The following is a 20,798-nucleotide window of genomic DNA, read 5'->3' as shown; positions in this document are numbered from 1 at the left end:
TGATTTCCGGGCTCGTGATAGGATTTAATTCTATTGAAATGAAGACCGCGATGCGCACGACACAGCAAATGAGCATCACGCCTCCAAACAACATGGCCGACGCGGTGAAGGCCGAGGCTAAGGCGGGCGAATATGCCAGCGAAAGCGAAGTCATTCGCGACGACTTGCGTGCCCTTATGGCGCGCGATGGGGCCGTCGAAAGCTGGCTGCAAAGCCAGGTCGGGCCAGCTTACGATGTCCTGGTCGCCGATCCGACGTGGGCCGTGTCGGCTGAGCAGGTCCGCGCGCGCCTCGCCGCCGAACACGCCAGGACGCGATGACCTATCGCGTCGTTTTTAACCCAGAGACACAAAACCAGAGATGAGTACCACGTTTTATCTACATATCGCATAGAAATTATAAGATCGTTTTAATGGGGCCAATTCATTACATTCCCTATTTTAACTTTTCGTTAACCGCTTGGGCATAGGGCTAGAATGGGCGGCGCAAAACGATAGCGTCATTCCAGCATCCATAACCATCCGGTTCGGCGAAAGGGCAAGGAAAAATGTTCAAACGGAATTTTTTTTCAGCACTCGCCACAATCGCAGCCATTGGCATGCCATTCATGGGCGTTGCAAGCGCTCAGACCGTTGGTACAATCGACATCTATAATGGTGATTCGACACCCATAAATTATTGGGATCGGGGATGCTACCGTTACGTCCCCGTTCTCGCTGACGACATCTCTACCAGTTACAATAGACAGTGGATCAACGCAGAACGCGGTATCCATCTCCGGCCCGACAAAAACGAATGTTACTCTTTCCGTTAATGTGCGTTCAAGTACAAATCAGAGCTACGGGTGCAATTTTCAAGTTGTATTCATCTATCAATATACCATAGCCAACAATAATTATTACTATCCAAATAATTCAGCGACACCCTTCTATCCGCCTGGAGCGACGACTATTCCGACGTGCTACGCCGAACCGTCAGGTCCGATAACAGCTATCGATAGTTTCTACGAGTATTTTTCGATAAAGGGTTTGTAGAATACAGAAAATAATAACCATACGAACAAAAATTTTGGTGAATCACAATGACGACGATTACGAGTAATATTTCATGGTCCGGATCATGGTCGAGGCTCTTGGCTGATCCCACGGCTTACGATACCCCGACCACATCCAGCGACGCGGAATCGTCGTCAATAAGCACGCTTGCCGCCAGCGATGACGGTGATACGGTCGTACTATCACAAGAGGCGCAGCAGGCGGTCAATTTAGATGCCGCTGACGGCACCAGCGGACTTGATGCCGTTTCGGCAATCTATACCGCAGCCGCGACTGTCATTAACAGTGCGGCATCCAGCGACAAAGAAAAAATTGCAGCCTTTGGCGCAGCTTACACCCTGTCATCGTTGTCGAACACCCAAACGATTGGACCAGCTCAATATGATGTCTCTTCATACGGGTATAAATTTGAAATGCTCGAAGGAAAATTCTTTGACGATATAAAAAATAGCTCTCTGATGAATACATTCTTGAATACGCCTATGTATAACATACCAGGAAATGCTTCTGACTATCAGAAAGCACTGTCCGATATTTTGTATGATGCCAATGCCGGTGTCGCCTATGGCGTGAATAGTTTGTCTATCAATCTTCAGGAAACGACGACGCAAGCGGCCGATGGAAGCACGACGACAAGCTATTCCTTCTCGTATCAGCAGGGAGCGGAAGCACAGGCAGGCACCCAGGAGTTCGGTGGACTATATGATCCAATGAGTGCTTTTTCTGGCGGGAAGACCCCGACGCCGACGAAACCTCACGTTGTGGGAGGGGATACCGGATGGTTTATGGATACCTCGACCGAGGATAAAAAGAAGAGTCCGATTACTTTTGAAAATGCGCGAGCAAAGTTAGACCAAGAAATCGTGGATGAACTGTTCGGCTCTTCCGATTCAAAAGGCAAAATAACGTCATCAGATAGCAATGACCAGACACAAAAAAAGAACGACACGAACAGTATAAATGGTATAAATGATGGCGCATCGCTTTCTGATATCCTGAATCAGTCATCTACTGTACAAGTATAAAAAACACCTTGAGAGGCTGAATGAAAGTTCGGTCTTGTCGCGAACGAGAAAGGCGGGAGACATATAAAAGTATAAGTCAATCGTTGCCAAAAGCAATGATGGCTTTTGTAATAGTTCTTTTGATGGGTGGTAAATCATACGCGGACAGTGCGGGAAACAATACGACGCGATCGACGAATGTTCTCGTAACCGCACGGCGAACCACGCAAACGAAAGATGCGATTGATCGTTATTCGACGCAAAACATCGACAATTTGGCGGCGATGACAATAGGGGAAGTCATTACCCGTCTTGAGCGCAGGAATGGCGGCCGTCCCTTCTCCATCATCGTTAATGGGCGACGCCTGGCCGATATATCCGATCTCCGGGAAATCCCACCGGAGGCTCTGGCCGGGCTTGAAATTCTTCCCAATTCCAGTGCCGGTCGTTACGGTTTCGGCCCGGAAAATAAGGTCCTCAACCTGGTCCTGAAAAGGAAATTCTCATCGCTCACCACTAGTCCAGAACTCCACCTACCGACGGAGGGCGGCGGCGATAGCGGAGATGCGGCCTTCAGATATGTGACCATCAGAGGCGAGAAGAGATTCAACGCTGCGGTGTCCGGCCAGGAGACCGAGGCCCTGTATGGACAAGATCGGCGCCACCTCTTCGATGATGACAGTGAAGATGCGATGCTGACCCCGTACCGGACCCTCTCGCCATTCAATCGAAGGCTTGCTTTGATACCGGGTTTCGCCATCCCGATCGGGTCGATCAGTGTGAATGGCTCGGGATCGCTTACTGAGGTCGTATCCCGCCAGCTTACCCGCTTCTTTACAAGCGGCACTGTCTCGAACGAACTCCTGCCAGGAGAAGCGGACCATTCCATCACTACCCATGGCATCATTGACCAGTCTCACACGCGTTCATACCGGCTTGGTCTGACTGTTTCCGGTATGCACAAACGCCTGAACTGGTCGGCGGAACTGACCGGTGCCTTTTCATCCAGCGATACCGATAGCCATATTTCCCGCAAGACCATCACAGCAGCCTTACCGAGCGGCAGCCTGAGCCAGATTCCTTCGACCTACACACCCCTGTTGGTCGGTATGGGCAACACGGATCTTGGGGCCGCTGTGACGGTCAATACGCCACTCTTTTCATTGCCCGCCGGCGACATGAGTGCGAACGCTCGTTTGAGTACGAACTTCCAGCGGCTCGATTCGACCTACAGTTTCATCCAGAGCGATCACCAAAGTAACGCACAGATGCGCTCACGCGCCCATTTCGGGGTCGCGATTCCGCTGACGAGTCCGAATTTCCCTGTAATCCAGATTCCCGGTACCACTTCCCTGTCTCTGAACAGCGACTATGAGCAAGCGCAGCATGTCGGCAGCTTGCCGAGCTATGATTTCTCATGGCAGTGGCAGCCGATCGACGCACTGGCGGTTAGTCTCGGCAGAAGCATGACGGGCTCCCTGACCACCCTGGGCAGCAGCAATGCCCCTGTCATCTACCCCCCCGGAACTTTGGTCGTGGACGCCGTTACCGGTAACTATGCCCTGATCACCGAGATATCAGGGGGTACCCCCAATCTCCACTCTTCATCACGGACCAATAATACGGCGCGCATCAGCTTCAACAAGATGGTCGGCACTACGAACCTGGCCGCAACAGTGGAGTATGTATCCTCAAGGATCACAAATCCCATTATCTCGGCCGTAACGCCGAATCCGCAATTCCAGCGCCTGTTTCCCAATCGGTTCACGCGGGATGCGACCGGGCAACTGACCATGATGGATAGTCGTCCTTTCAATGCAGCCGGGGAGACGACCAACACCTTGCACCCGAACCTGCATGTATCGGGCACGGTCGTCCCGCATGGAAAAACATCCGAACACGGGCTGGATTGGGATTTCAGCCTGTCCGATGAATGGGCATTGAACGACGAACTCCGCCCGGCACAAGGAACGGCGAATGTCGATTTACTCAAAACGCCCCTGGACGGCGTGCGCGGTACGCCACGCCATAAGGTGGATGGAGAAGCCGAGACATCCTGGCGGCGATTCAACCTCCAGCTATCTGCGGAGTGGCGCTCCGGATCGCGCGTTCAGGATATTGCGGCCTCGGAGCCCTATTCCGTCCACTATGCCGGTTTCTGGACAGCAGATGCTGTCGTTTCCTATACCTTCAAAATAAAGAAAAAATCTCTCAGAGTCTGGATATCGGTGTCGAATATATTCGACAGACAGCAGAAAGTCCGAGATTCAGCGGGCCACACGCCCGAGGCTTATCAACCGGCATTTCTTGACCCTGCCGGGCGCATCGTTGCCATTCGAACGAGCATACCTCTCTAGGCGCTCGGTTAAAACGCTTAGCCGCACGGTGCGCCTGCAAGCCTATGACATGCTCCTCGCCACCAACCGGCAAACCAGTGGTGAAGGCTATCGCTTGATGGCCGCCGTCGCGCGCGCGCCAGCGCCGCCGCTGATCGACAGGCCCGGGGGCTCCGGGCACCGCGCCACCAGGCGCCCGGCCAGAGCGAATTCTTTCTTTTGAAAGGAAAATACAAAACGCCCCCGTCTCGAAGGAGCCGGGGGCGTTCCGCCTGAAACCAGTCCGCTGACGAAAACTCAGGCGGCTTTCACAGCCTCGCCACCAGCGGCTTCGATCTCCGCCCGGGCGGACTGCATCTTCGCCATCAGCAAGTCCAGCGCCGGCACGTCCATCTTGTCGGCGGCGTCGTACGAGGCCTCCAGCCCGGCAAGCCGCGCCTGGGCATCGGCCACCGACAGGTCGGCCAGCGCGATCGCCTGGTCGGCCAGGATGGTGCAGCGGGTGGCCGTCATGTCGGCAAACCCGCCGGCCACGAAGAACCGGTCCGTCACCGCCCCGTTCTCATACAGTTCGACCACACCGCCGCGCAGCAGCAGCATCATCGGCGCGCGATCGGGCATGGCGGCGATATCGCCCTCCAGGCCCGGGATCACCGCCATCTCGACCGCGCGCGAGAAGAGAACCTTCTCCGGGCTGACGATCTCGACCTCAATCGGCATGGGCTGTCTTCCTTGCGCGGGAGTCGGCCGTTCAGGCCGATTCCTTCATCTTCTCGGCCTTCGCGACCGCTTCTTCGATCGAACCGACCATGTAGAACGCGCCCTCGGGCAGATGGTCGTATTCACCAGCCACGATCGCCTTGAACGAGCGCACCGTGTCTTCCAGCGAGACCAGCTTGCCCGGTGCGCCGGTGAAGACTTCGGCCACGTGGAACGGCTGCGACAGGAAACGCTGGATGCGGCGCGCACGCGCCACCAGCAGCTTGTCGTCTTCCGACAGCTCGTCCATGCCCAGGATGGCGATGATGTCCTGCAGCGACTTGTAAGTCTGCAGGATGCGCTGCACGTCGCGCGCCACCTGGTAATGCTCCTCGCCGACGATCTTCGGGTCGAGCGAGCGCGAGGTCGAATCCAGCGGATCGACGGCCGGATAGATGCCCATTTCCGCGATGGAGCGGTTCAGCACCGTGGTCGCATCCAGATGGGCGAAGGTCGCCGCAGGCGCCGGATCGGTCAGATCGTCGGCCGGCACGTAGACGGCCTGCACCGAGGTGATCGAGCCCTTCTTGGTCGAGGTGATGCGCTCCTGCAGGGCGCCCATCTCGGTGGCCAGCGTCGGCTGGTAGCCCACGGCCGACGGGATACGGCCCAGCAGCGCCGAAACCTCGGCACCCGCCTGCGTGAAGCGGAAGATGTTGTCGACGAAGAACAGAACGTCCTGCCCTTCCTCGTCACGGAAATACTCGGCCAGCGACAGGCCCGACAGCGCGATGCGCGCGCGCGCGCCCGGCGGCTCGTTCATCTGGCCATAGACCAGCGCCACCTTGGAGCCTTCGGTCGTGTTCTCGCCCAGCTTGATCACGCCCGCATCCTGCATTTCGTAATACAGGTCGTTACCCTCGCGGGTACGCTCGCCGACGCCGGCAAACACCGACACGCCGCCATGCGCCTTGGCGATGTTGTTGATCAGTTCCTGGATGATGACGGTCTTGCCCACGCCGGCGCCGCCGAACAGGCCGATCTTGCCGCCCTTCAGGTACGGGCACAGCAGGTCGACGACCTTGATGCCCGTGACCAGGATCTCGGTCGCGGCCGCCTGCTCTTCGAACGACGGCGCCTTGCGGTGGATCGGGTAGCGCTTGGTCGAAGCCACCGGGCCACGCTCGTCGATCGGCTCGCCGATCACGTTCAGGATGCGGCCCAGCGTGCCGGGACCGACCGGCACCGTGATCTGCTCGCCGGTCGCCACGACCTCGGCGCCACGGGTCAGGCCGTCGGTCGAGTCCATGGCGATGCAGCGCACTTCATGCTCGCCGATCTCCTGCGCCACTTCCAGCACGACCGTCTGGCCGTTGAAGGTGACATGCAGCGCATCGAGAATGTGCGGCAGCGTGCCTTCGAACTGCACGTCCACAACGGCGCCGCGCACCTGCGTCACGCGGCCGACAATGTTGCTGGACTGGCCCTGCGTGGCGGCAGGAGCCTCGTTTACTGTGGTTTCCGACATGGGGTCAGCTCCTGCGACGAGGGAAGCGGATCGTGTCTCAGAGCGCCTGGGCGCCCGAGATGATCTCGATCAGTTCGTTGGTGATGTTGGTCTGGCGGGTACGGTTGTAAGTCAGGGTCAGCCGGTCGATGGCCTTGCCCGCATTGCGCGTGGCATTGTCCATCGCGGTCATGCGCGCGCCCTGTTCGCCCGCGGCACTCTCCAGCAGCGTCGCGTAGAGCTGAACCTGAAGGTTGCGCGGCAGCAGGCTGGACAGCAGCTCTTCCTCGCCCGGCTCGAACTCATACACGGGCGCGTCGGCCGAGGCCGCCGTATCGTTCGCCGGCAGCGCCAGCGGGATCAGCTGCATCTCGGTGGGCGTCTGCGACATGACGTTCTGGAAGCGGTTATACACCACCGTGCAGACGTCGAATTCGCCCTTCTCCGCCATCGCGGCAATCCGCTCGCCCAGCTCGGCGGCCGCCGAGAACGGGATTTCCTTGCCGCCCGAACCATGGACATGGTCCACGATCAGGTCGGAGAATTCGCGCATCAGGTAATCGTGGCCCTTGCGGCCCACCGGCAGCAGGCGGACGGTCTTGCCCTCGGCCTGCAATTGGCGGATCAGGTCACGCGTCTTGCGGTTGATGTTGGCGTTGAAGCCGCCGGCCAGCCCGCGATCGCTGGTCAGCGGGATCAGCAGGTGGATGCGGTCGTTGCCCGTGCCGGCCAGCAGCGTCGGCAGGCCGGACTGGCCCCGCGTGCCGGCACCCAGTTCAGCCAGCATCCGGCGCATCGCGGCCGCATAGGGGCGGGCGGCTTCGGCGCGGGTCTGGGCCCGGCGCAGCTTGGCCGCCGCCACCATCTTCATGGCGCTGGTGATCTTCCGCGTCGATTTGACGCTGCCGATCCGCGCGCGAAGGTCCTTGAGGGATGCCATGGGTGCCTGTCCGCCCTCAGCCCGCGAACTGACGGCCGAAGCCGGTCAGGAAGTCGGTCAGACGGGCTTCGTTGTCCTTGGTGATCTGCCGCTCGGTGCGGATCGACTCCAGGATGTCCTTGCCGGCCGCATGCAGCTCGGTCAGCAACTGGCGCTCATAGGCGGTCACCTTGTCCACCGGCACGGCGTCGATGAAGCCACGGGTCCCGGCGAACAGCACGCACACCTGCTCCTCGACCGGCAGCGGCGAGGTCTCGGGCTGCTTCAGCAGCTCGACCAGGCGCGCGCCACGGGCAAGCTGCTTCTGCGTGGCCGGGTCGAGGTCGGAGGCGAACTGCGAGAACGCAGCCATCTCGCGATACTGCGCCAGCTCCAGCTTGATCTTGCCGGCAACCTGCTTCATCGCCTTGATCTGCGCGGCCGAACCGACGCGCGACACCGAGCCGCCAACGTTCACCGCCGGGCGGATGCCGCGATAGAACAGGTCGGTCTCCAGGAACACCTGGCCGTCGGTGATCGAGATCACGTTGGTCGGGATATAGGCCGCCACGTCGCCGGCCTGCGTCTCGATGACCGGCAGCGCCGTCAGCGAACCCGCGCCATATTCGTCCGACATCTTCGCGGCGCGTTCCAGCAGGCGCGAATGCAGGTAGAACACGTCGCCGGGATACGCTTCGCGGCCCGGCGGACGGCGCAGCAGCAGCGACATCTGGCGATAGGCCACGGCCTGCTTCGACAGATCGTCATAGACGATCAGCGCATGCATGCCGTTATCGCGGAAATACTCGCCCATCGCGCAGGCGGCGTACGGGGCCAGATACTGCATCGGCGCCGGGTCGGACGCAGTCGCGGCGACGACGATGGAATATTCCATCGCGCCGGCTTCTTCCAGCGTGCGCACCAGTTGCGCCACGGTCGAACGCTTCTGCCCGATCGCGACATAGATGCAGTAGAGCGACTTCTTGTCGTCGCCCAGCGCGTTGACCGGCTTCTGCGCGACGATGGTGTCGATCAGGATGGCGGTCTTGCCGGTCTGGCGGTCGCCGATGATCAGCTCGCGCTGGCCGCGCCCGATCGGCACCAGGGCGTCGATCGCCTTGATGCCGGTCTGCATCGGCTCGCCGACCGACTGGCGCGGCATGATGCCGGGCGCCTTGATGTCGGCACGCTTCATGGTCACGTCGCCGACCAGCGGGCCCTTGCCGTCGATCGGGTTGCCCAGACCGTCGACCACGCGGCCAAGCAGCGCCTTGCCGGTCGGAACCTCGACCACCTTGCCGGTGCGGGCAACGGTGTCGCCTTCGCGCATCGCGGAGTCGTCGCCGAAGATCACGACGCCGACATTGTCGTTCTCAAGGTTCAGCGCCATGCCGCGCTGGCCCGAGGCCGGGAACTCGACCATCTCGCCGGCCTGCACGTTCTGCAGACCATAGACGCGGGCGATGCCGTCGCCGACCGACAGGATCGTGCCGGTCTCGGCAACTTCGGCGCTCGTGTCGAACGCGGCGATCTGCTGCTTGAGGATATCCGAAATCTCAGCGGGACGGATTTCCATCACGCGGCTCCCTTCATGGCGTGGTGCAGGCGGGTCAGGCGGGAATTGAGGCTGGTGTCATAGAGCCGGGCGCCGACGCGCACGACCAGACCGCCCAGCAGGGCCGCGTCAACGCGTTCCTGGATATTGACCTTGGAATAGCCGGCCTCGGCGAGGCGGGCCTGAATCTGAATGCGTTGCAGGTCCGTCAGGGGCTGGGCCGACACGATCTCGGCCACGGCCTCGCCCCGACGGGCCGCCGCGATGGCCGCCACCGCATCCAGGATCTCCCCCAGACGGGACAGGCGGCGGTTGCGGGCGACGACGCCCACGAAATTGCGGATGACCCACCCGAAGCCCTGGGCCGCCAGCACGGCGTCCACGGCACGCGTCGACACGGCGATATCCAGCGTGCGATTCGTCAGGACGCTGCGCAGCTCGGCGCTTTCGGCGATCAGGCGCCGCAGCGAGGCCGCATGGTCCAGCACGTCATCGAGCAGCCAGCGCTCGGCGGCGAAATCATAGAGGGCCGTCGCGTAACGACCGGGCAGGCCATTGGCAACGGAGGCGATCGGTATTGTTGTCGTTCCACCCGAAACCACGGTCGGTCTTTCCATCCCAGTGTCTTAGGTCATTGCAGCGCGCCAACGGCACCGGAACGAAGCCGGAGCCGATGGCGCGCCTCTAGCATGCTGACCCGCCCCGCGCAACATACGCATCAGGCCGGTACCGGCCCCAACGCGGGCCGGAAGGCAGTCGTTTCGCGCTCGGTCAGCATCACGCCCAGATCCACGACGGGCGGCACGTCGCGCACGCCCGCCAGCAGGTCCAGCACCACCCGCCCCGTCCGTTCGCCGATCGCGCGATAATCGACCGCCACCGTGGTCAGCGCCGGCACCACTTCACGCCCGATCTCGAATCCGCCGAACCCCATCAGCGACACATCCTCGGGCACCCGCACGCCCCGGCGCCGGCACTCCATCAGCGCCCCGACCCCGACCAGGTCCGACACCGCGAAGACCGCATGCAGGTCCGGCGCCCGCTCCAGCAGCGCCCCCATGGCCTGCGCCCCCTGGGTGAAGGAGACCGGCGGCTTGCCCATCCGCTGCACCAGGTCGTCCCGCAGCCCGGCCTCGCGCAGCGCCTCCACAAACCCCTCCAGCCGCCTGCCGCCGCGATGGTCGCAGGACAGGCCGTCGCCCTCGGCCGCCAGCACCCCGATTCGGGTGTGCCCCAGCCCGATCAGGTACCGCGCGGCCAGCCGCCCGGCCTCGTGGTTCGAATAGCCGACCATGTAATTCACCGGGCTGGGCGCCAACCCGGCCATCTGCACGATGGGAATCGTCTCGCCCGCCAGCAGGGTCCGCAATGCCGCCCCGCGCGGCCCCGCCGGCAGTACCAGCGCCTCGGCCCGCCGCCCCAGCATGTCGCGCACATGGGTCAGCATTGCGTTTTCGTCATAGTCGGTATACCCGATCAGCAACTCATATCCCTGCCGGCGGATGATGTCGGTCAGGCCGCGCGCCGCATCGGCGAAATTCGTGTTGGTCAGCGTCGGCACCACCAGCCCGACGAATCCGCTGCGCCGGGTCGACAGCGCCTCGGCCGCGCGATCGGGCACATAGCCCAGCTCGTCGATCGCCCGCGCAATCGCCTCGCGCGTGTCGGGGCGCACCAGATGCGGCGCCCGCAGCGCGCGCGACACCGTCATGCGCGACACGCCGGCCCGCGCGGACACATCGATGATGGTCGGCCGCGCGCCCGCGCGCGCCACCGCCGATGCGGCGTCAGGCTCCGTCGCCTGCCGCGCGGCACCCGAAGCCGCCGTTTCCCCGCCTGTCATCCGCCTGCCCGTCATCCCCGCCCATGCCCCTGCGTCGCAACCCAACATGCTGGCGACGCGCTTATAGTCACCTCGCCCGGCGGCCAACGCCAGACATTATCGTCAAACCCGCCATGTGCCCGCGCACGACCAAGGAGACATTCATGCCCGCTTCGTCCCTCTTCGACCTGACCGGCCGGTTGGCCCTCGTCACCGGCTCCAGCGGCGGAATCGGCCTTGCCATCGCCGCCGGCCTGGCCGATGCCGGCGCCCATGTCATCCTCAACGGCCGCGACGCCGCAAGACTGGACGAAGCCGCCGCCCGCCTGCGCGACGCCACGCCGCCCGGCGCCACCCGCACCATCCTGACCCGCTCCTTCGACGTGACCGACCGCCTGGCGGTGGAAGCCGCCGTCAGCACCATCGAGGCCGAGGACGGGCCGATCCGCATCCTGGTCAACAATGCCGGCATCCAGCGCCGCGCCCCGCTCGACGTCTTCCCGCCCGAGGACTGGGCCGAGATCCTCCGCACCAACCTCGACAGCGTGTTCTTCGTCGGCACGGCGGTCGCCCGCCACATGATCCCGCGCGGCATGGGCAAGATCATCAATATCGGCAGCGTGCAGTGCGAACTGGCCCGCCCCGGCATCGCGCCCTACACGGCGACCAAGGGCGCGGTGAAGAACCTGACGCGCGGCATGTGCGCCGACTGGGCGCGGCACGGGCTGCAGATCAACGCCATCGGCCCCGGCTATTTCGAAACGCCCCTGAACCGCGCCCTGGTCGCGGACCCGGATTTCAACGCCTGGCTGACGAAGCGCACACCGGCCGGCCGCTGGGGCAAGGTCGAGGAACTGCAGGGTGCGGCCGTGTTCCTGGCGTCGGACGCCTCATCCTTCGTCAACGGCCAGACGCTCTATGTCGATGGCGGGGTGCTGTCGGTCCTGTAACCACCGATGGGCGCATCGTCGAACAGCCCGCGCGCCACCCGCGCGCTGGCCCGCGCCCGCTCCCCGGTCGAAACAAGGCCCAGCCCCGCCACCACCCCCGACAACCCTACCAGCAACCACCAGACCCGGTGCGTGGCCTGCGCCAGCGCGGCCCCGCCCCCTACGGCATGGGCCCCCATCATCGTCCCCGATAGCGCCACCCCCAGCAGCGCCCCGATCTGCCGGCTGGTCGAGGCCAAGGCCGCCGCCAGCCCCGCCTGATCGCGCGGCATCCCCGAAACGGCACTGTTGGTGATCGGCGCATTGCACAAGCCAAATCCGCAACCGCACAGGCTATAGGCCAACAGCAGCAAGGCCGGCGGCGTCGCCGCCGTCAGCCCCGTCAGCAGCAGCGCGCCACTCCCCAGCCCGCACGCCGACAGCAGCAACGGCAGCCGCGCCCCACGCGCCCCGACCAGCCGCCCCGACAGCGGCGCGCAGACCACCACCCCCAACGCGAACGGCAGGGTGAACAACCCTGCCTGCATGGCCGACAGGCCCCGCGCTTCCTGCAAATACAGCGTGTTGAGGAACAGGAACGAACTGAAGATCGCAAAGGCACAGACCGCAATCACGATCGCGCCGGAAAACGGCAGCGCCCGAAAGAACCGCAGGTCGAGCAACGGGTGGCGACTCCGCCGCTCCACCCGATACAGTACCACCAGCCCCACCGCCGCGACCGCCAGCCCGGCCCGGATCGCCGGCGCGTGCCAGCCATAATCCCGGGCCTCGATCAGCGCGGCGGTGGCCGCGGCCAGGATCAGCGCCACCAGCGCCTGTCCCGCCCGGTCGATCGGCCGCACATGCACCGCACGCGATTCGGGGATGAAACGCAGGCTGAGCCCCAGCGCCAGCGCCCCGACCGGCAGATTGACCCAGAACACCGCCCGCCAGCCGACCAGCGTGGTCAGAATGCCGCCGACCAGCGGCCCCAACGCCAGCGCCAGCCCCGACATCGCGCCCCACACGCCGATCGCCCGCGCCCGCGAGGCAGGCTCGACAAAGACATTGGCGATGATCGACAGCGCCACCGGGTTCAGCATCGCGCCGCCCAGCCCCTGGAACCCGCGCGCCAGCACCAGCGCCCAGCCAGCGGGCGCCAGCCCGCACAAGGCGGACCCCAGGCAGAAGACGATGATTCCACAAACGAATACCCGCCGCCGCCCGATCCGGTCGGCGGTCGATCCCGCCAGCACCAGCAGCGTCGCCACCACCAGCGTATAGGCGTCGACCACCCATTGCAGCATCGACAGCCCACCGCCCAGCGCGGCACGAATCGCCGGCAGCGCCACATTGACGATGGTCACATCCATCATCACCAGGAACAGGCTGAGGCAGCAGGTGGCCAGCACCAGACGCGGCCGGACCGGAGATGATGGATTCATATGCGCGATATCGGGAGGATGGAGCGGGCGAAGGGAATCGAACCCTCCTCAGAAGCTTGGAAGGCTACTGCATTACCACTATGCTACGCCCGCCCATATGGTTTCTCCTTACCGCCGAACCCGCCCCTCCGGCAAGCCCTCTCGGCCATCGGCGACGGGCGATACGCGCCGGCCGGAAGAACGAATCGCACTCTCCCTCTTGACTTTGCCCGCCGGGCATACTTTTTTCCGCTGCCTGCGCCGGGTTCGCACGGGTGGCCAGGGGAACAGCTTTCCGCTATTCCGTTGGTCGGCGCCGCAGGCGGCTTGCAGGGGTGTAGCTCAATTGGCTAGAGCGCCGGTCTCCAAAACCGGAGGTTGGGGGTTCGAGACCCTCCACCCCTGCCACTCGCCCCGGTCGGGATTTCTCCCGCCCGGACCGTGACGGTGCCCCCGACATGCAGTATTGGTTGATATCCGGCCTCGTCCGCGGTCCGGACGGTGGCGTGGCGGTTCGAGAAGGGTGTTTCGTGTCGGTCAGTCCCGCGAAATTTGTGCAAGATGTCCGTACCGAGGCGACCAAGGTCACATGGCCCACGCGTCGCGCCACACTGGTGACGACAGGAGCCGTGCTGGCAATGGCCACCATGACATCGGTTTTCTTCTTTGTCGTCGACCAGATCATCGGCCTGGGCGTACGTGAACTTTTTGGGCTTGGAGGCTGAGGAACGACCATGGCGAAACGTTGGTACGTCGTTCACGTCTATTCGGGCTTCGAGAAGAAGATCGCCCAGCACATCACCGAGCAGGCGGCCCAGAAGGGCCTGTCCGACCATTTTGGTGACATCCTGGTCCCCTCCGAAGAGGTGGTCGAGGTCCGCCGCGGCCAGAAGGTCAATGCCGAGCGGAAGTTCTTCCCCGGCTATGTGCTGGTCAACATGGAACTGACCGACGAGGCCTGGCATCTGGTCAAGGACACGCCCAAGGTCACCGGCTTCCTGGGCACCAAGACGCGTCCCTCGCCGATCACCGCGGCCGAGGCCGAGCGGATCATGAAGCAGGCGCAGGAAGGCGTGGAACGTCCCCGCCCCTCCGTCACCTTCGAGATCGGCGAGCAGGTGCGCGTGTCCGACGGCCCGTTCACGTCGTTCAACGGCACGATCGAGGAAGTGGACGAGGAAAAGGCGCGCCTCAAGGTCAGCGTCTCGATCTTCGGCCGCTCCACCCCGGTCGACCTCGAATACAGCCAGGTCGAAAAGCTCTAAGAGTCCGACCATTCGGATACAAAAAGGGGCGCCTTGCGGCGCCCCTTTTTCGTTTCATCCCTCGCAAAGGGCAAGGCCCTTTAAAAACCCATTCGTTATCAAATGATTGGGGTGCAGGGCCTCAGGCCCTGCCGGGTCCAGGGCAGAGCCCTGGTTAAGCATCAGACGGGCGGCGCAACAGGCCCCAACACCCGCAGATGCGCCGCCGCACGATCCGCCACTTGCCCCAGCAGCGCACTCAGCGCCGCCACCAGCCCACCCGTGCCCGAACCGCTGACCGGCAGGTTCAACGCCAGCACCTCCGACGCCCCGCCATCATGCCCGATCCAGTGGACGGCCAGGCTACCCCCCAGCACCGCCTGCCCGCCGGCATCGCGCGAAAAGCGCGTCACCGTCAGTTCGACGGCGGCCAGCGCCGTCGTCGCCACCGCATCGTTCTGGGCAAAGATGGTGCTGCCCGGCAGGCGCTGCTGCAGGTCCGCCGTCAGCACATGGCCGATCATGCCGGGCAGCGACTCGCCCCAGGCATCGCCGCTGGCGGTCAGCAGGCGGTAATCGCCTTCGCTGCGCACGATGCGCTCACGATCCAGCGCCATCGCCACCGAAGGCGTCCGCACCTCGATCACCGCCGGCCCGCCCGCCTGTGCGGCGCCGGGCCATGGCACGAGCGTATAGACATTCGGGTCCGACGAACACGCGGCCAGCGGGCCGGCGGCGGCAACGGCAAGCAGACCGCCCGCCCCCCGCAGAACCGCCCGGCGCGAGGCAAACGGGCGGGATGGATGCAAGGAGGATAGAGGCCCTGGCAGTCTCATAGACTAGCGTCCCGTGATCAGCGCCGAAGGATGGCGATTGAGGAAATCGGTCAGAAAGCGCAGCGACCGCGCCGCCTCGTTCAACTGCACCAGCATCTGCTGCAGGTCGCGGTGGAAGTCGGTATCGCCGCCATAACTGCCCATCAGCTTGTTCGCGTTCTTCAGCGTGCTGTCCAATTGCGCGCTCATTTGCGGCAGGCGCTGGAATAGCGGGTGCATGCCGCTGCGGGCGTCGCCGGCCAGCGCCTGGACGTTGCGCAGCGAATCGCGCAGCGCCACAATGGCTTGGCGTACCTCCGGCGAATCGATCCGCGCGTCGGAATGGGCCAGCAGATTGTTCAGATTGTCGCCCACCTGCGTCAGCGGCATCGCCGCGATCTTGTCGGCAACGGTGGACAGCGAATCCATGATCCCGCTCATCCCGCCGGCCTTGCTGGGAATGACCAGCGCCATCCCCTCGGTCCCCACCGTGGCAGGCGTGGCCTTCTTTACGAAATTCAGACTGATCATCGACTCGCCGGTCAGCAGGCTGGCGCTGTCGACCGAGGCCCGCAGCCCGTTATCCACCAGCGCCTGGACGGTCGCGGCCATGGTGTCGCGATGGATCTCGCTGAGCGGCAGGATACGCTCGGGCTGGATTTCCATCCCCACCCGCACCCGGGCGGTCCCGGCCTTCTGGTCCAGCACCAGCCTCACGCTGGTCACGGTCCCCACCTGGATGCCGAACATCGTGACCTGCGCCCCGATCGTGAGGCCGGACACCGAACTGGTCAGATAGGTCACCAGCGATACGCGCTCGCGATAGCCCGCATTATCCGCCGCCTCGTTGCTGTCATACAGGCGGAAGACCGAATTCTTGGGTGCCTGCGGGGCGGAAGTCCCCTCCCGCTTGTCCGGCAGGCCGAACGCGACCCCGCCCGAGAACAGGGCCTGGATCGATTGCAGCTTCACCTTCAGCCCGCCGGCCCCCAGCCCCACCTGCACGCCCGACACGTTCCAGAACCGCGTATCGGTGCGCAGGTAGCTGTCATAGGGCTTACGAATGAAGACCTGGATCAGGATCGGCCCCTCGCCGCCCGGCGGCATGGTATAGCCCAGCACCTCCCCCACATCGATGTCGCGGAAGAAGACCGGCGCCCCCTGCCCGATCGACCCCAGCGAAGGGCTGATCAGCGTATAGGTATTGCCCGGCTGGTCCGAGCGCATCCCCGGCGGCGCCTCCAACCCCTTGAATTCGGTGGTGCTGGCCCCGCCCGGCACGCCCGGATCCATCGCGATATAGGCCCCGGTCATCAGCGTCTCCAGACCGGTGACGCTGGCGCCGTTCAGGCGCGGCCGCACCACCCAGAAGCGCGCATGGTCGGTCAGCATCGGCCCGGCATTGGCGCTCATGCGCACCCGTACCTCGACATGGCGCATGTCGCGCGTCAGCGTCACGTCCTGCACCGTGCCCAGCGGCACGGCCTTGTTCTTGACCTGGGTCTGGCCGCTGGTCAGGCCGTCCGCGGTGTCGAAGACAATGGTGATGACCGGGCCCCGCCCCATGATACCGCGCCAGCCCAGATAGCCCGCGATACCCAGCGCCACGATCGGAACCAGCCAGACGATCGAGAAACGATAGCGGCGCGCCGTGGCCTCGGGCGCCGAGGCAGCGCGATCGCCGGAATGATCTTGTGGGTCGTCGGTCACGCCTGCCTTGGCTCCATCCTGTCAGTCCTTGCCGCGTTCCGGCCACGCCGCGCGCGCACGGCGGCGGACGCCACGCCATCGGGGGACGGGCCGTTCAGGCCCGCCGCATCCCACATCACCCTGGGATCGAAGCTCCACGCCGCGAACAGGGTCAGCACCACCACCGAGGCGAAGGCCACCATGCCGGCATTGGCCGTGACGCTCGCCAGCGTATTGAACCGGACCACCGCCACCAGGATCGAAACCATGAACACGTCGATCATCGACCACCGGCCGATAATGTCGACGACGCGGAACAGCCGCGTGCGCTGCACCAGCGCGAAGGACGATCCGCGCCAGGTGCTGGTCACCATCCAGCTCAGGCTGAGGATCTTGAGCATCGGCACCAGGATGCTGGCGAAGAACACCAGCAGCGACAGCGGGATCATCCCGTCCTGCCACAGCTCGATCGCCCCCTCGATGATCGTATGGCCGCCCCCGCCTCCCAACTTGAAGAAGGTCATGACCGGGTAGAGATTGGCCGGAAAATAGAAGATGACAGCCGCCATCAGGAAGGCACTGGTCCGCGCCAGCGTGTCCGGGGCCCGGCGCCACACCCGATGGCCGCAACGTGGGCAGATGCCGACACAGCGTAGATTGCTCACCGGCGCACCCAGCTCACCCACCAACCCGCAGGACTGGCACGCCACCAGATGATCGACCGGCGGCAGCGGAATATCGTCGATATGGACATTGCTGACCATCACCCGCTCGCCGTCTTCCTGGCGCGTGACCGCATCCACGCGCCGGTGCCGCCAGATCCGTTCGGTATCCAGCGTCGAATCCGTGGCCGCCATGGTCAGCATCAGCGCCGAAATGAGGTAGACGGCCGGCCCCACATCGACATGGGCCAGATCGGTCAGCTTGGTGTAGGCGACGAAGATGCCCAGGACATAGACCTCGATCATCGACCAGGGCCGCATCTTTTCGTACCAGATCAGCAGGTGCGGCGCCCAGTCGGGCATATGGCGCCGACTGGCGGCATAGAGGATGGCGAACATCATGCCGATCACGACCGCGGGCGCCGCGACGGTCACCAGCCCGACCAGAATCCCGGCCTCGCCCCACCCTTCATGCAGCAATTCCATCGGCCCGGTGACCAGGTCCACCGTACGCTCGCGCCCATACACATCCAGCGTCATCAGCGATGACGCCAGGGCCGCCAGATAGAGAGCACAGGAACTGATGCAGAACGCCAGCGGTGTCTGGAGCGGCGAGGTCCGGCGCCGCCATTCCAGCGTCTGCCCGCACCGCGCACACGCGGCCAGTTCGCCGGCCTGCAAGGGCGGGCGGCGCTGAAACAGGCCGCATCCGGGGCATTCCACCAGATCGCCGATCGTGCGGACAGGGCGCAGGTCGGCTGTCCGACGTGGCCATGCGGCCCGACGGAACATGCGTGAAGTCCGCGCTGACATCGTCTCGCTCATGACCCACCGTACTATAGATCAAAATCGGACCGGCGATAGTCATTCAGCATATTGCTGCCATGACCAAAGCCGGAAGACGGATGGATGGAGGAAATCTTTCCTCACGAATAGCCGCCGCACCGTCGCATGACCAACCCGGCGCTTCCGGGGTCATTACCGGAAAACCGGAATATTTGGACAACGGTACCACAGGCTGGCGACGCCCCCCTCGCCCACCCCTGCCCCCGTCTACGGGATATACGATAACGATCTCTTGAGTCCGCTGCCACGGAAACAGGCATCAGCCCGTCAGGCGAGCGAAGACGGCACGAATGCCAACGATATCATCATATGGAAAAATGTCTTGGTGAAGCCCGAAGACAGGGAGGGCAGTATGCTGCCAAACCACTCAGCCCATGATCTGCGACCATCGGAAGACTGAAGTGGTGCCGGTGAAGAGATTCGAACTCCCGACCCCATCATTACGAATGACGTGCTCTACCAACTGAGCTACACCGGCAACGAGGCGAGCGTATAACGAGCCCGTCAGGGCAATGCAAGCCCCCTTCTGAGACGGATTTTCCACCACCCGGCCCAATGCGCGGGACACGCGGCCTCCACACAGGTCCGATCCGGCCTGCCATGCAGCCGCGATCTCGGCTCACATCCAGTCGGCATGCCATAGCGCCCCGGAATCCGGATTTTTTCATGGCTCCGCGCACCGGCTCAATCCGCCCGGCGCGTCCGGCCGGCCCATCAGGGCCGGCCGGCGAATCGGTCACGCCGTCAGGAACGGCGCATCGCGATCAGAACGGCGCGTCGATATCGACGACGTCGATCAGCTTGTGGTTGACGAACTCCTTGATCCCCAGCCCGATCAGCTCGCGGCCATAGCCCGAGCGCCCGACACCGCCGAAAGGCAGATCGGCCTTGACCATCGTCGGATGGTTCACGAACACCATGCCGGTATGGATCTTCTTCGCCACTTCGACGCCGCGCGCGGTGTCCTTCGTGAAGACCGAGCCACCCAGCCCATACGGCGTATCGTTGGCGATGCGAATCGCATCGGCCTCATCACGGGCGCGGAAGATCATCGACACCGGCCCGAAGAACTCCCACAGGCGGGCCGGGTTGTCGCCGGACATGCCGGTCAGGATCGTCGGCTGGACGAAGGCACCGGTCTCGGGCACGCGGGGCCCGACCTCGGTCGCCGTCGCGCCATGAGCCACCGCCTTGGCGATGTTCTCGCGGATCTCGTTCGCCGCACCCTGCGACGACAGCGGAGCCAGCGTGGTGTCCGGCGACATCGGGTCGCCGGCCTTCAGCGCCGCCACGCCAGCGGTGTAGAGTTCCATGAACCGGTCATAGACCGCATCCACCACGATCACCCGCTTGGACGACACGCACACCTGTCCGGCATTCCAGTGCCGGCCGAACACCGCCCATTTCGCGGTCTTCTCCAGGTCCGCGTCCTCCAGCACCACGAAGGCATCGGCGCCGCCAAGCTCCATGGTCGTCTTCTTCAGCGCCTTGCCGGCCTGCGACGCGATCACCGCCCCCGCGCCTTCGGAGCCGGTCAGGGCCGCACCGCACACGCGCGGATCGTTCAGGATCATCTCGACCTGTCCGCGGGTGGGGTAGAGGTTGCGGAACGCACCGTCCGGCAGACCCGCGCGCTTCATCAGCGTCTGGAAGATCCCGGCACTCTGCGGCACGTTCGATGCATGCTTCAGCAGCACCGTGTTACCGGCCGAAAGCTGCGGCGCGATGATGCGCGCGATCTGGTAATAGGGGAAATTCCACGGCTCGATCGCCAGCAGCACGCCCAGCGGCTGATGCACAAGCACCGCATCGCCCGAGCGCGGGTCCGACACCGGCAGCTTCTCCGGCGCCAGCAGGCTCTCGGCATGCTCGGCATAATAATCGAAGATCGCCGCCGACAGCTCGACCTCGGCCTTGGCCTCGGCGAACAGCTTGCCCATTTCCAGGGTCAGCAGCCGCGCGAAATCATCGGCCTCGGCCCGCAGGATCTGGGCCGCCTTCGTCATCACGGCGGCACGGGTCGCAAACGGCGTGTCGCGCCAGTCCAGAAATGCCGCATGGGCGTCATCAATCGCCTGACGCACCTCGTTATCCGTGGCATCCGGGAACGTGGCCAGCACTTCGCCGGTATAGGGGTTGGTCGTTGCGTATGCCATAAGTCGTTTTCCTTCCAGCGGGCCATTTCCGGCCCGATGCCTGTGATAACGGTCATCCGGAGCTTCCCCGTCAAGAGGAACCTCACGGCGGCGTTATCATAAGAGTAAGGTCGATCCGCTCTCGGGAATCGAGCCC

Annotated in this window: 17 protein-coding genes and 3 tRNA genes; 7 read left to right on the top strand and 13 right to left on the bottom strand. The window is 63.7% G+C overall.

Annotated features, from left to right (window positions below; genetic code table 11):
• Positions 1-50 precede the first annotated feature (50 nt).
• From HLH36_RS17115 to HLH36_RS17105, 3 genes are all read left to right on the top strand, one after another.
• Complete coding sequence (locus HLH36_RS17115; protein WP_182987512.1) at positions 51-320, top strand: ribbon-helix-helix domain-containing protein; 270 nt, start codon at positions 51-53, stop codon at positions 318-320.
• Between the two features lie 812 nt (positions 321-1,132).
• On the top strand, positions 1,133-2,080 hold the full coding sequence (locus HLH36_RS17110; protein ID WP_182987511.1) for a hypothetical protein: 948 nt from the start codon (positions 1,133-1,135) through the stop codon (positions 2,078-2,080).
• 20 nt (positions 2,081-2,100) lie between these two features.
• Entirely contained in the window at positions 2,101-4,416 is a 2,316-nt protein-coding gene (locus HLH36_RS17105; RefSeq protein ID WP_182987510.1) for a TonB-dependent receptor, read from the top strand.
• A gap of 276 nt (positions 4,417-4,692) precedes the next feature.
• On the opposite strand, the gene atpC is transcribed toward HLH36_RS17105, so the two are convergent.
• The 6 genes from atpC to HLH36_RS17075 form a co-directional block, all read right to left on the bottom strand.
• Positions 4,693-5,115: an ATP synthase F1 subunit epsilon gene (gene atpC / locus HLH36_RS17100; RefSeq protein WP_182987509.1), complete on the bottom strand. Its 423-nt coding sequence runs from the start codon at positions 5,113-5,115 to the stop codon at positions 4,693-4,695.
• A gap of 31 nt (positions 5,116-5,146) precedes the next feature.
• Complete coding sequence (gene atpD, locus HLH36_RS17095; RefSeq protein WP_182968802.1) at positions 5,147-6,622, bottom strand: F0F1 ATP synthase subunit beta; 1,476 nt, start codon at positions 6,620-6,622, stop codon at positions 5,147-5,149.
• A gap of 37 nt (positions 6,623-6,659) precedes the next feature.
• Positions 6,660-7,541, bottom strand: a complete 882-nt coding sequence (locus HLH36_RS17090) for a F0F1 ATP synthase subunit gamma (protein ID WP_182968803.1) — start codon at positions 7,539-7,541, stop codon at positions 6,660-6,662.
• 16 nt (positions 7,542-7,557) lie between these two features.
• On the bottom strand, positions 7,558-9,096 hold the full coding sequence (gene atpA / locus HLH36_RS17085) for a F0F1 ATP synthase subunit alpha (protein ID WP_182987508.1): 1,539 nt from the start codon (positions 9,094-9,096) through the stop codon (positions 7,558-7,560).
• Positions 9,096-9,692, bottom strand: coding sequence for an ATP synthase F1 subunit delta (gene atpH / locus HLH36_RS17080; protein WP_182987507.1), 597 nt, complete (start codon positions 9,690-9,692; stop codon positions 9,096-9,098). Before atpH ends, atpA begins: the two co-directional genes overlap by 1 nt.
• 101 nt (positions 9,693-9,793) lie before the next feature.
• Positions 9,794-10,918, bottom strand: a complete 1,125-nt coding sequence (locus HLH36_RS17075; RefSeq protein WP_182987506.1) for a LacI family DNA-binding transcriptional regulator — start codon at positions 10,916-10,918, stop codon at positions 9,794-9,796.
• A gap of 143 nt (positions 10,919-11,061) precedes the next feature.
• Here HLH36_RS17075 and HLH36_RS17070 point away from each other — a divergent pair, with 143 nt between their 5' ends.
• A complete protein-coding gene (locus HLH36_RS17070; RefSeq protein ID WP_182987505.1) occupies positions 11,062-11,847 on the top strand; it encodes an SDR family oxidoreductase in 786 nt (261 codons plus the stop codon).
• Here the strand turns inward: HLH36_RS17070 and HLH36_RS17065 are convergent.
• Together HLH36_RS17065 and HLH36_RS17060 are read right to left on the bottom strand one after the other, a co-directional pair.
• Entirely contained in the window at positions 11,814-13,271 is a 1,458-nt protein-coding gene (locus tag HLH36_RS17065; RefSeq protein WP_182987504.1) for an MFS transporter, read from the bottom strand. The two genes, HLH36_RS17070 and HLH36_RS17065, sit on opposite strands and share 34 nt — an antisense overlap.
• 19 nt (positions 13,272-13,290) lie before the next feature.
• A tRNA-Gly gene (locus HLH36_RS17060) sits at positions 13,291-13,364 on the bottom strand.
• Positions 13,365-13,581: 217 nt separating this feature from the next.
• Between HLH36_RS17060 and HLH36_RS17055 the strand changes: the two genes are divergently transcribed.
• The 3 genes from HLH36_RS17055 to nusG all read left to right on the top strand — a co-directional run bounded on the left by HLH36_RS17055 (position 13,582) and on the right by nusG (position 14,515).
• Positions 13,582-13,658: transfer RNA gene (locus tag HLH36_RS17055), tRNA-Trp, on the top strand.
• A gap of 122 nt (positions 13,659-13,780) precedes the next feature.
• On the top strand, positions 13,781-13,975 hold the full coding sequence (gene secE / locus HLH36_RS17050; RefSeq protein ID WP_182968817.1) for a preprotein translocase subunit SecE: 195 nt from the start codon (positions 13,781-13,783) through the stop codon (positions 13,973-13,975).
• Positions 13,976-13,984: 9 nt separating this feature from the next.
• A complete protein-coding gene (gene nusG / locus HLH36_RS17045; protein ID WP_182968808.1) occupies positions 13,985-14,515 on the top strand; it encodes a transcription termination/antitermination protein NusG in 531 nt (176 codons plus the stop codon).
• Positions 14,516-14,676: 161 nt separating this feature from the next.
• Here the strand turns inward: nusG and HLH36_RS17040 are convergent, their stop codons facing one another.
• The 5 genes from HLH36_RS17040 to HLH36_RS17020 all read right to left on the bottom strand — a co-directional run bounded on the left by HLH36_RS17040 (position 14,677) and on the right by HLH36_RS17020 (position 20,662).
• Positions 14,677-15,303, bottom strand: a complete 627-nt coding sequence (locus HLH36_RS17040; RefSeq protein WP_246377001.1) for a PqiC family protein — start codon at positions 15,301-15,303, stop codon at positions 14,677-14,679.
• A gap of 30 nt (positions 15,304-15,333) precedes the next feature.
• Positions 15,334-17,019 (bottom strand): MlaD family protein, encoded by a 1,686-nt coding sequence (locus tag HLH36_RS17035; protein ID WP_182987502.1) that lies wholly within the window; start codon positions 17,017-17,019, stop codon positions 15,334-15,336.
• Positions 17,016-18,452 (bottom strand): paraquat-inducible protein A, encoded by a 1,437-nt coding sequence (locus HLH36_RS17030; protein WP_246377000.1) that lies wholly within the window; start codon positions 18,450-18,452, stop codon positions 17,016-17,018. Before HLH36_RS17030 ends, HLH36_RS17035 begins: the two co-directional genes overlap by 4 nt.
• Before the next feature lie 456 nt (positions 18,453-18,908).
• Positions 18,909-18,984 (bottom strand) — tRNA-Thr (locus HLH36_RS17025).
• 286 nt (positions 18,985-19,270) lie between these two features.
• Entirely contained in the window at positions 19,271-20,662 is a 1,392-nt protein-coding gene (locus HLH36_RS17020) for an NAD-dependent succinate-semialdehyde dehydrogenase (RefSeq protein WP_182987500.1), read from the bottom strand.
• Between the last annotated feature and the right edge of the window lie 136 nt (positions 20,663-20,798).

The organism is Gluconacetobacter aggeris (genome assembly GCF_014174395.1).
Classification (GTDB): Bacteria; Pseudomonadota; Alphaproteobacteria; order Acetobacterales; family Acetobacteraceae; genus Gluconacetobacter; species Gluconacetobacter aggeris.
The sequence above is the reverse complement of the archived record's forward strand: the minus strand, read 5'-3'. Positions and strand labels throughout refer to the sequence as shown.

Coding starts and splice junctions, on each gene's coding strand:
- HLH36_RS17090 (WP_182968803.1), bottom strand. CDS start 7,541: ATGGCATCCCTCAAGGACCTTCGCGCGCGGATCGGCAGCGTCAAATCG.
- HLH36_RS17070 (WP_182987505.1), top strand. CDS start 11,062: ATGCCCGCTTCGTCCCTCTTCGACCTGACCGGCCGGTTGGCCCTCGTC.
- HLH36_RS17065 (WP_182987504.1), bottom strand. CDS start 13,271: ATGAATCCATCATCTCCGGTCCGGCCGCGTCTGGTGCTGGCCACCTGC.
- atpC (WP_182987509.1), bottom strand. CDS start 5,115: ATGCCGATTGAGGTCGAGATCGTCAGCCCGGAGAAGGTTCTCTTCTCG.
- HLH36_RS17020 (WP_182987500.1), bottom strand. CDS start 20,662: ATGGCATACGCAACGACCAACCCCTATACCGGCGAAGTGCTGGCCACG.
- nusG (WP_182968808.1), top strand. CDS start 13,985: ATGGCGAAACGTTGGTACGTCGTTCACGTCTATTCGGGCTTCGAGAAG.
- atpD (WP_182968802.1), bottom strand. CDS start 6,622: ATGTCGGAAACCACAGTAAACGAGGCTCCTGCCGCCACGCAGGGCCAG.
- HLH36_RS17075 (WP_182987506.1), bottom strand. CDS start 10,918: ATGACAGGCGGGGAAACGGCGGCTTCGGGTGCCGCGCGGCAGGCGACG.
- atpH (WP_182987507.1), bottom strand. CDS start 9,692: ATGGAAAGACCGACCGTGGTTTCGGGTGGAACGACAACAATACCGATC.
- HLH36_RS17115 (WP_182987512.1), top strand. CDS start 51: ATGCGCACGACACAGCAAATGAGCATCACGCCTCCAAACAACATGGCC.
- atpA (WP_182987508.1), bottom strand. CDS start 9,096: ATGGAAATCCGTCCCGCTGAGATTTCGGATATCCTCAAGCAGCAGATC.
- HLH36_RS17105 (WP_182987510.1), top strand. CDS start 2,101: ATGAAAGTTCGGTCTTGTCGCGAACGAGAAAGGCGGGAGACATATAAA.
- HLH36_RS17030 (WP_246377000.1), bottom strand. CDS start 18,452: ATGTTCCGTCGGGCCGCATGGCCACGTCGGACAGCCGACCTGCGCCCT.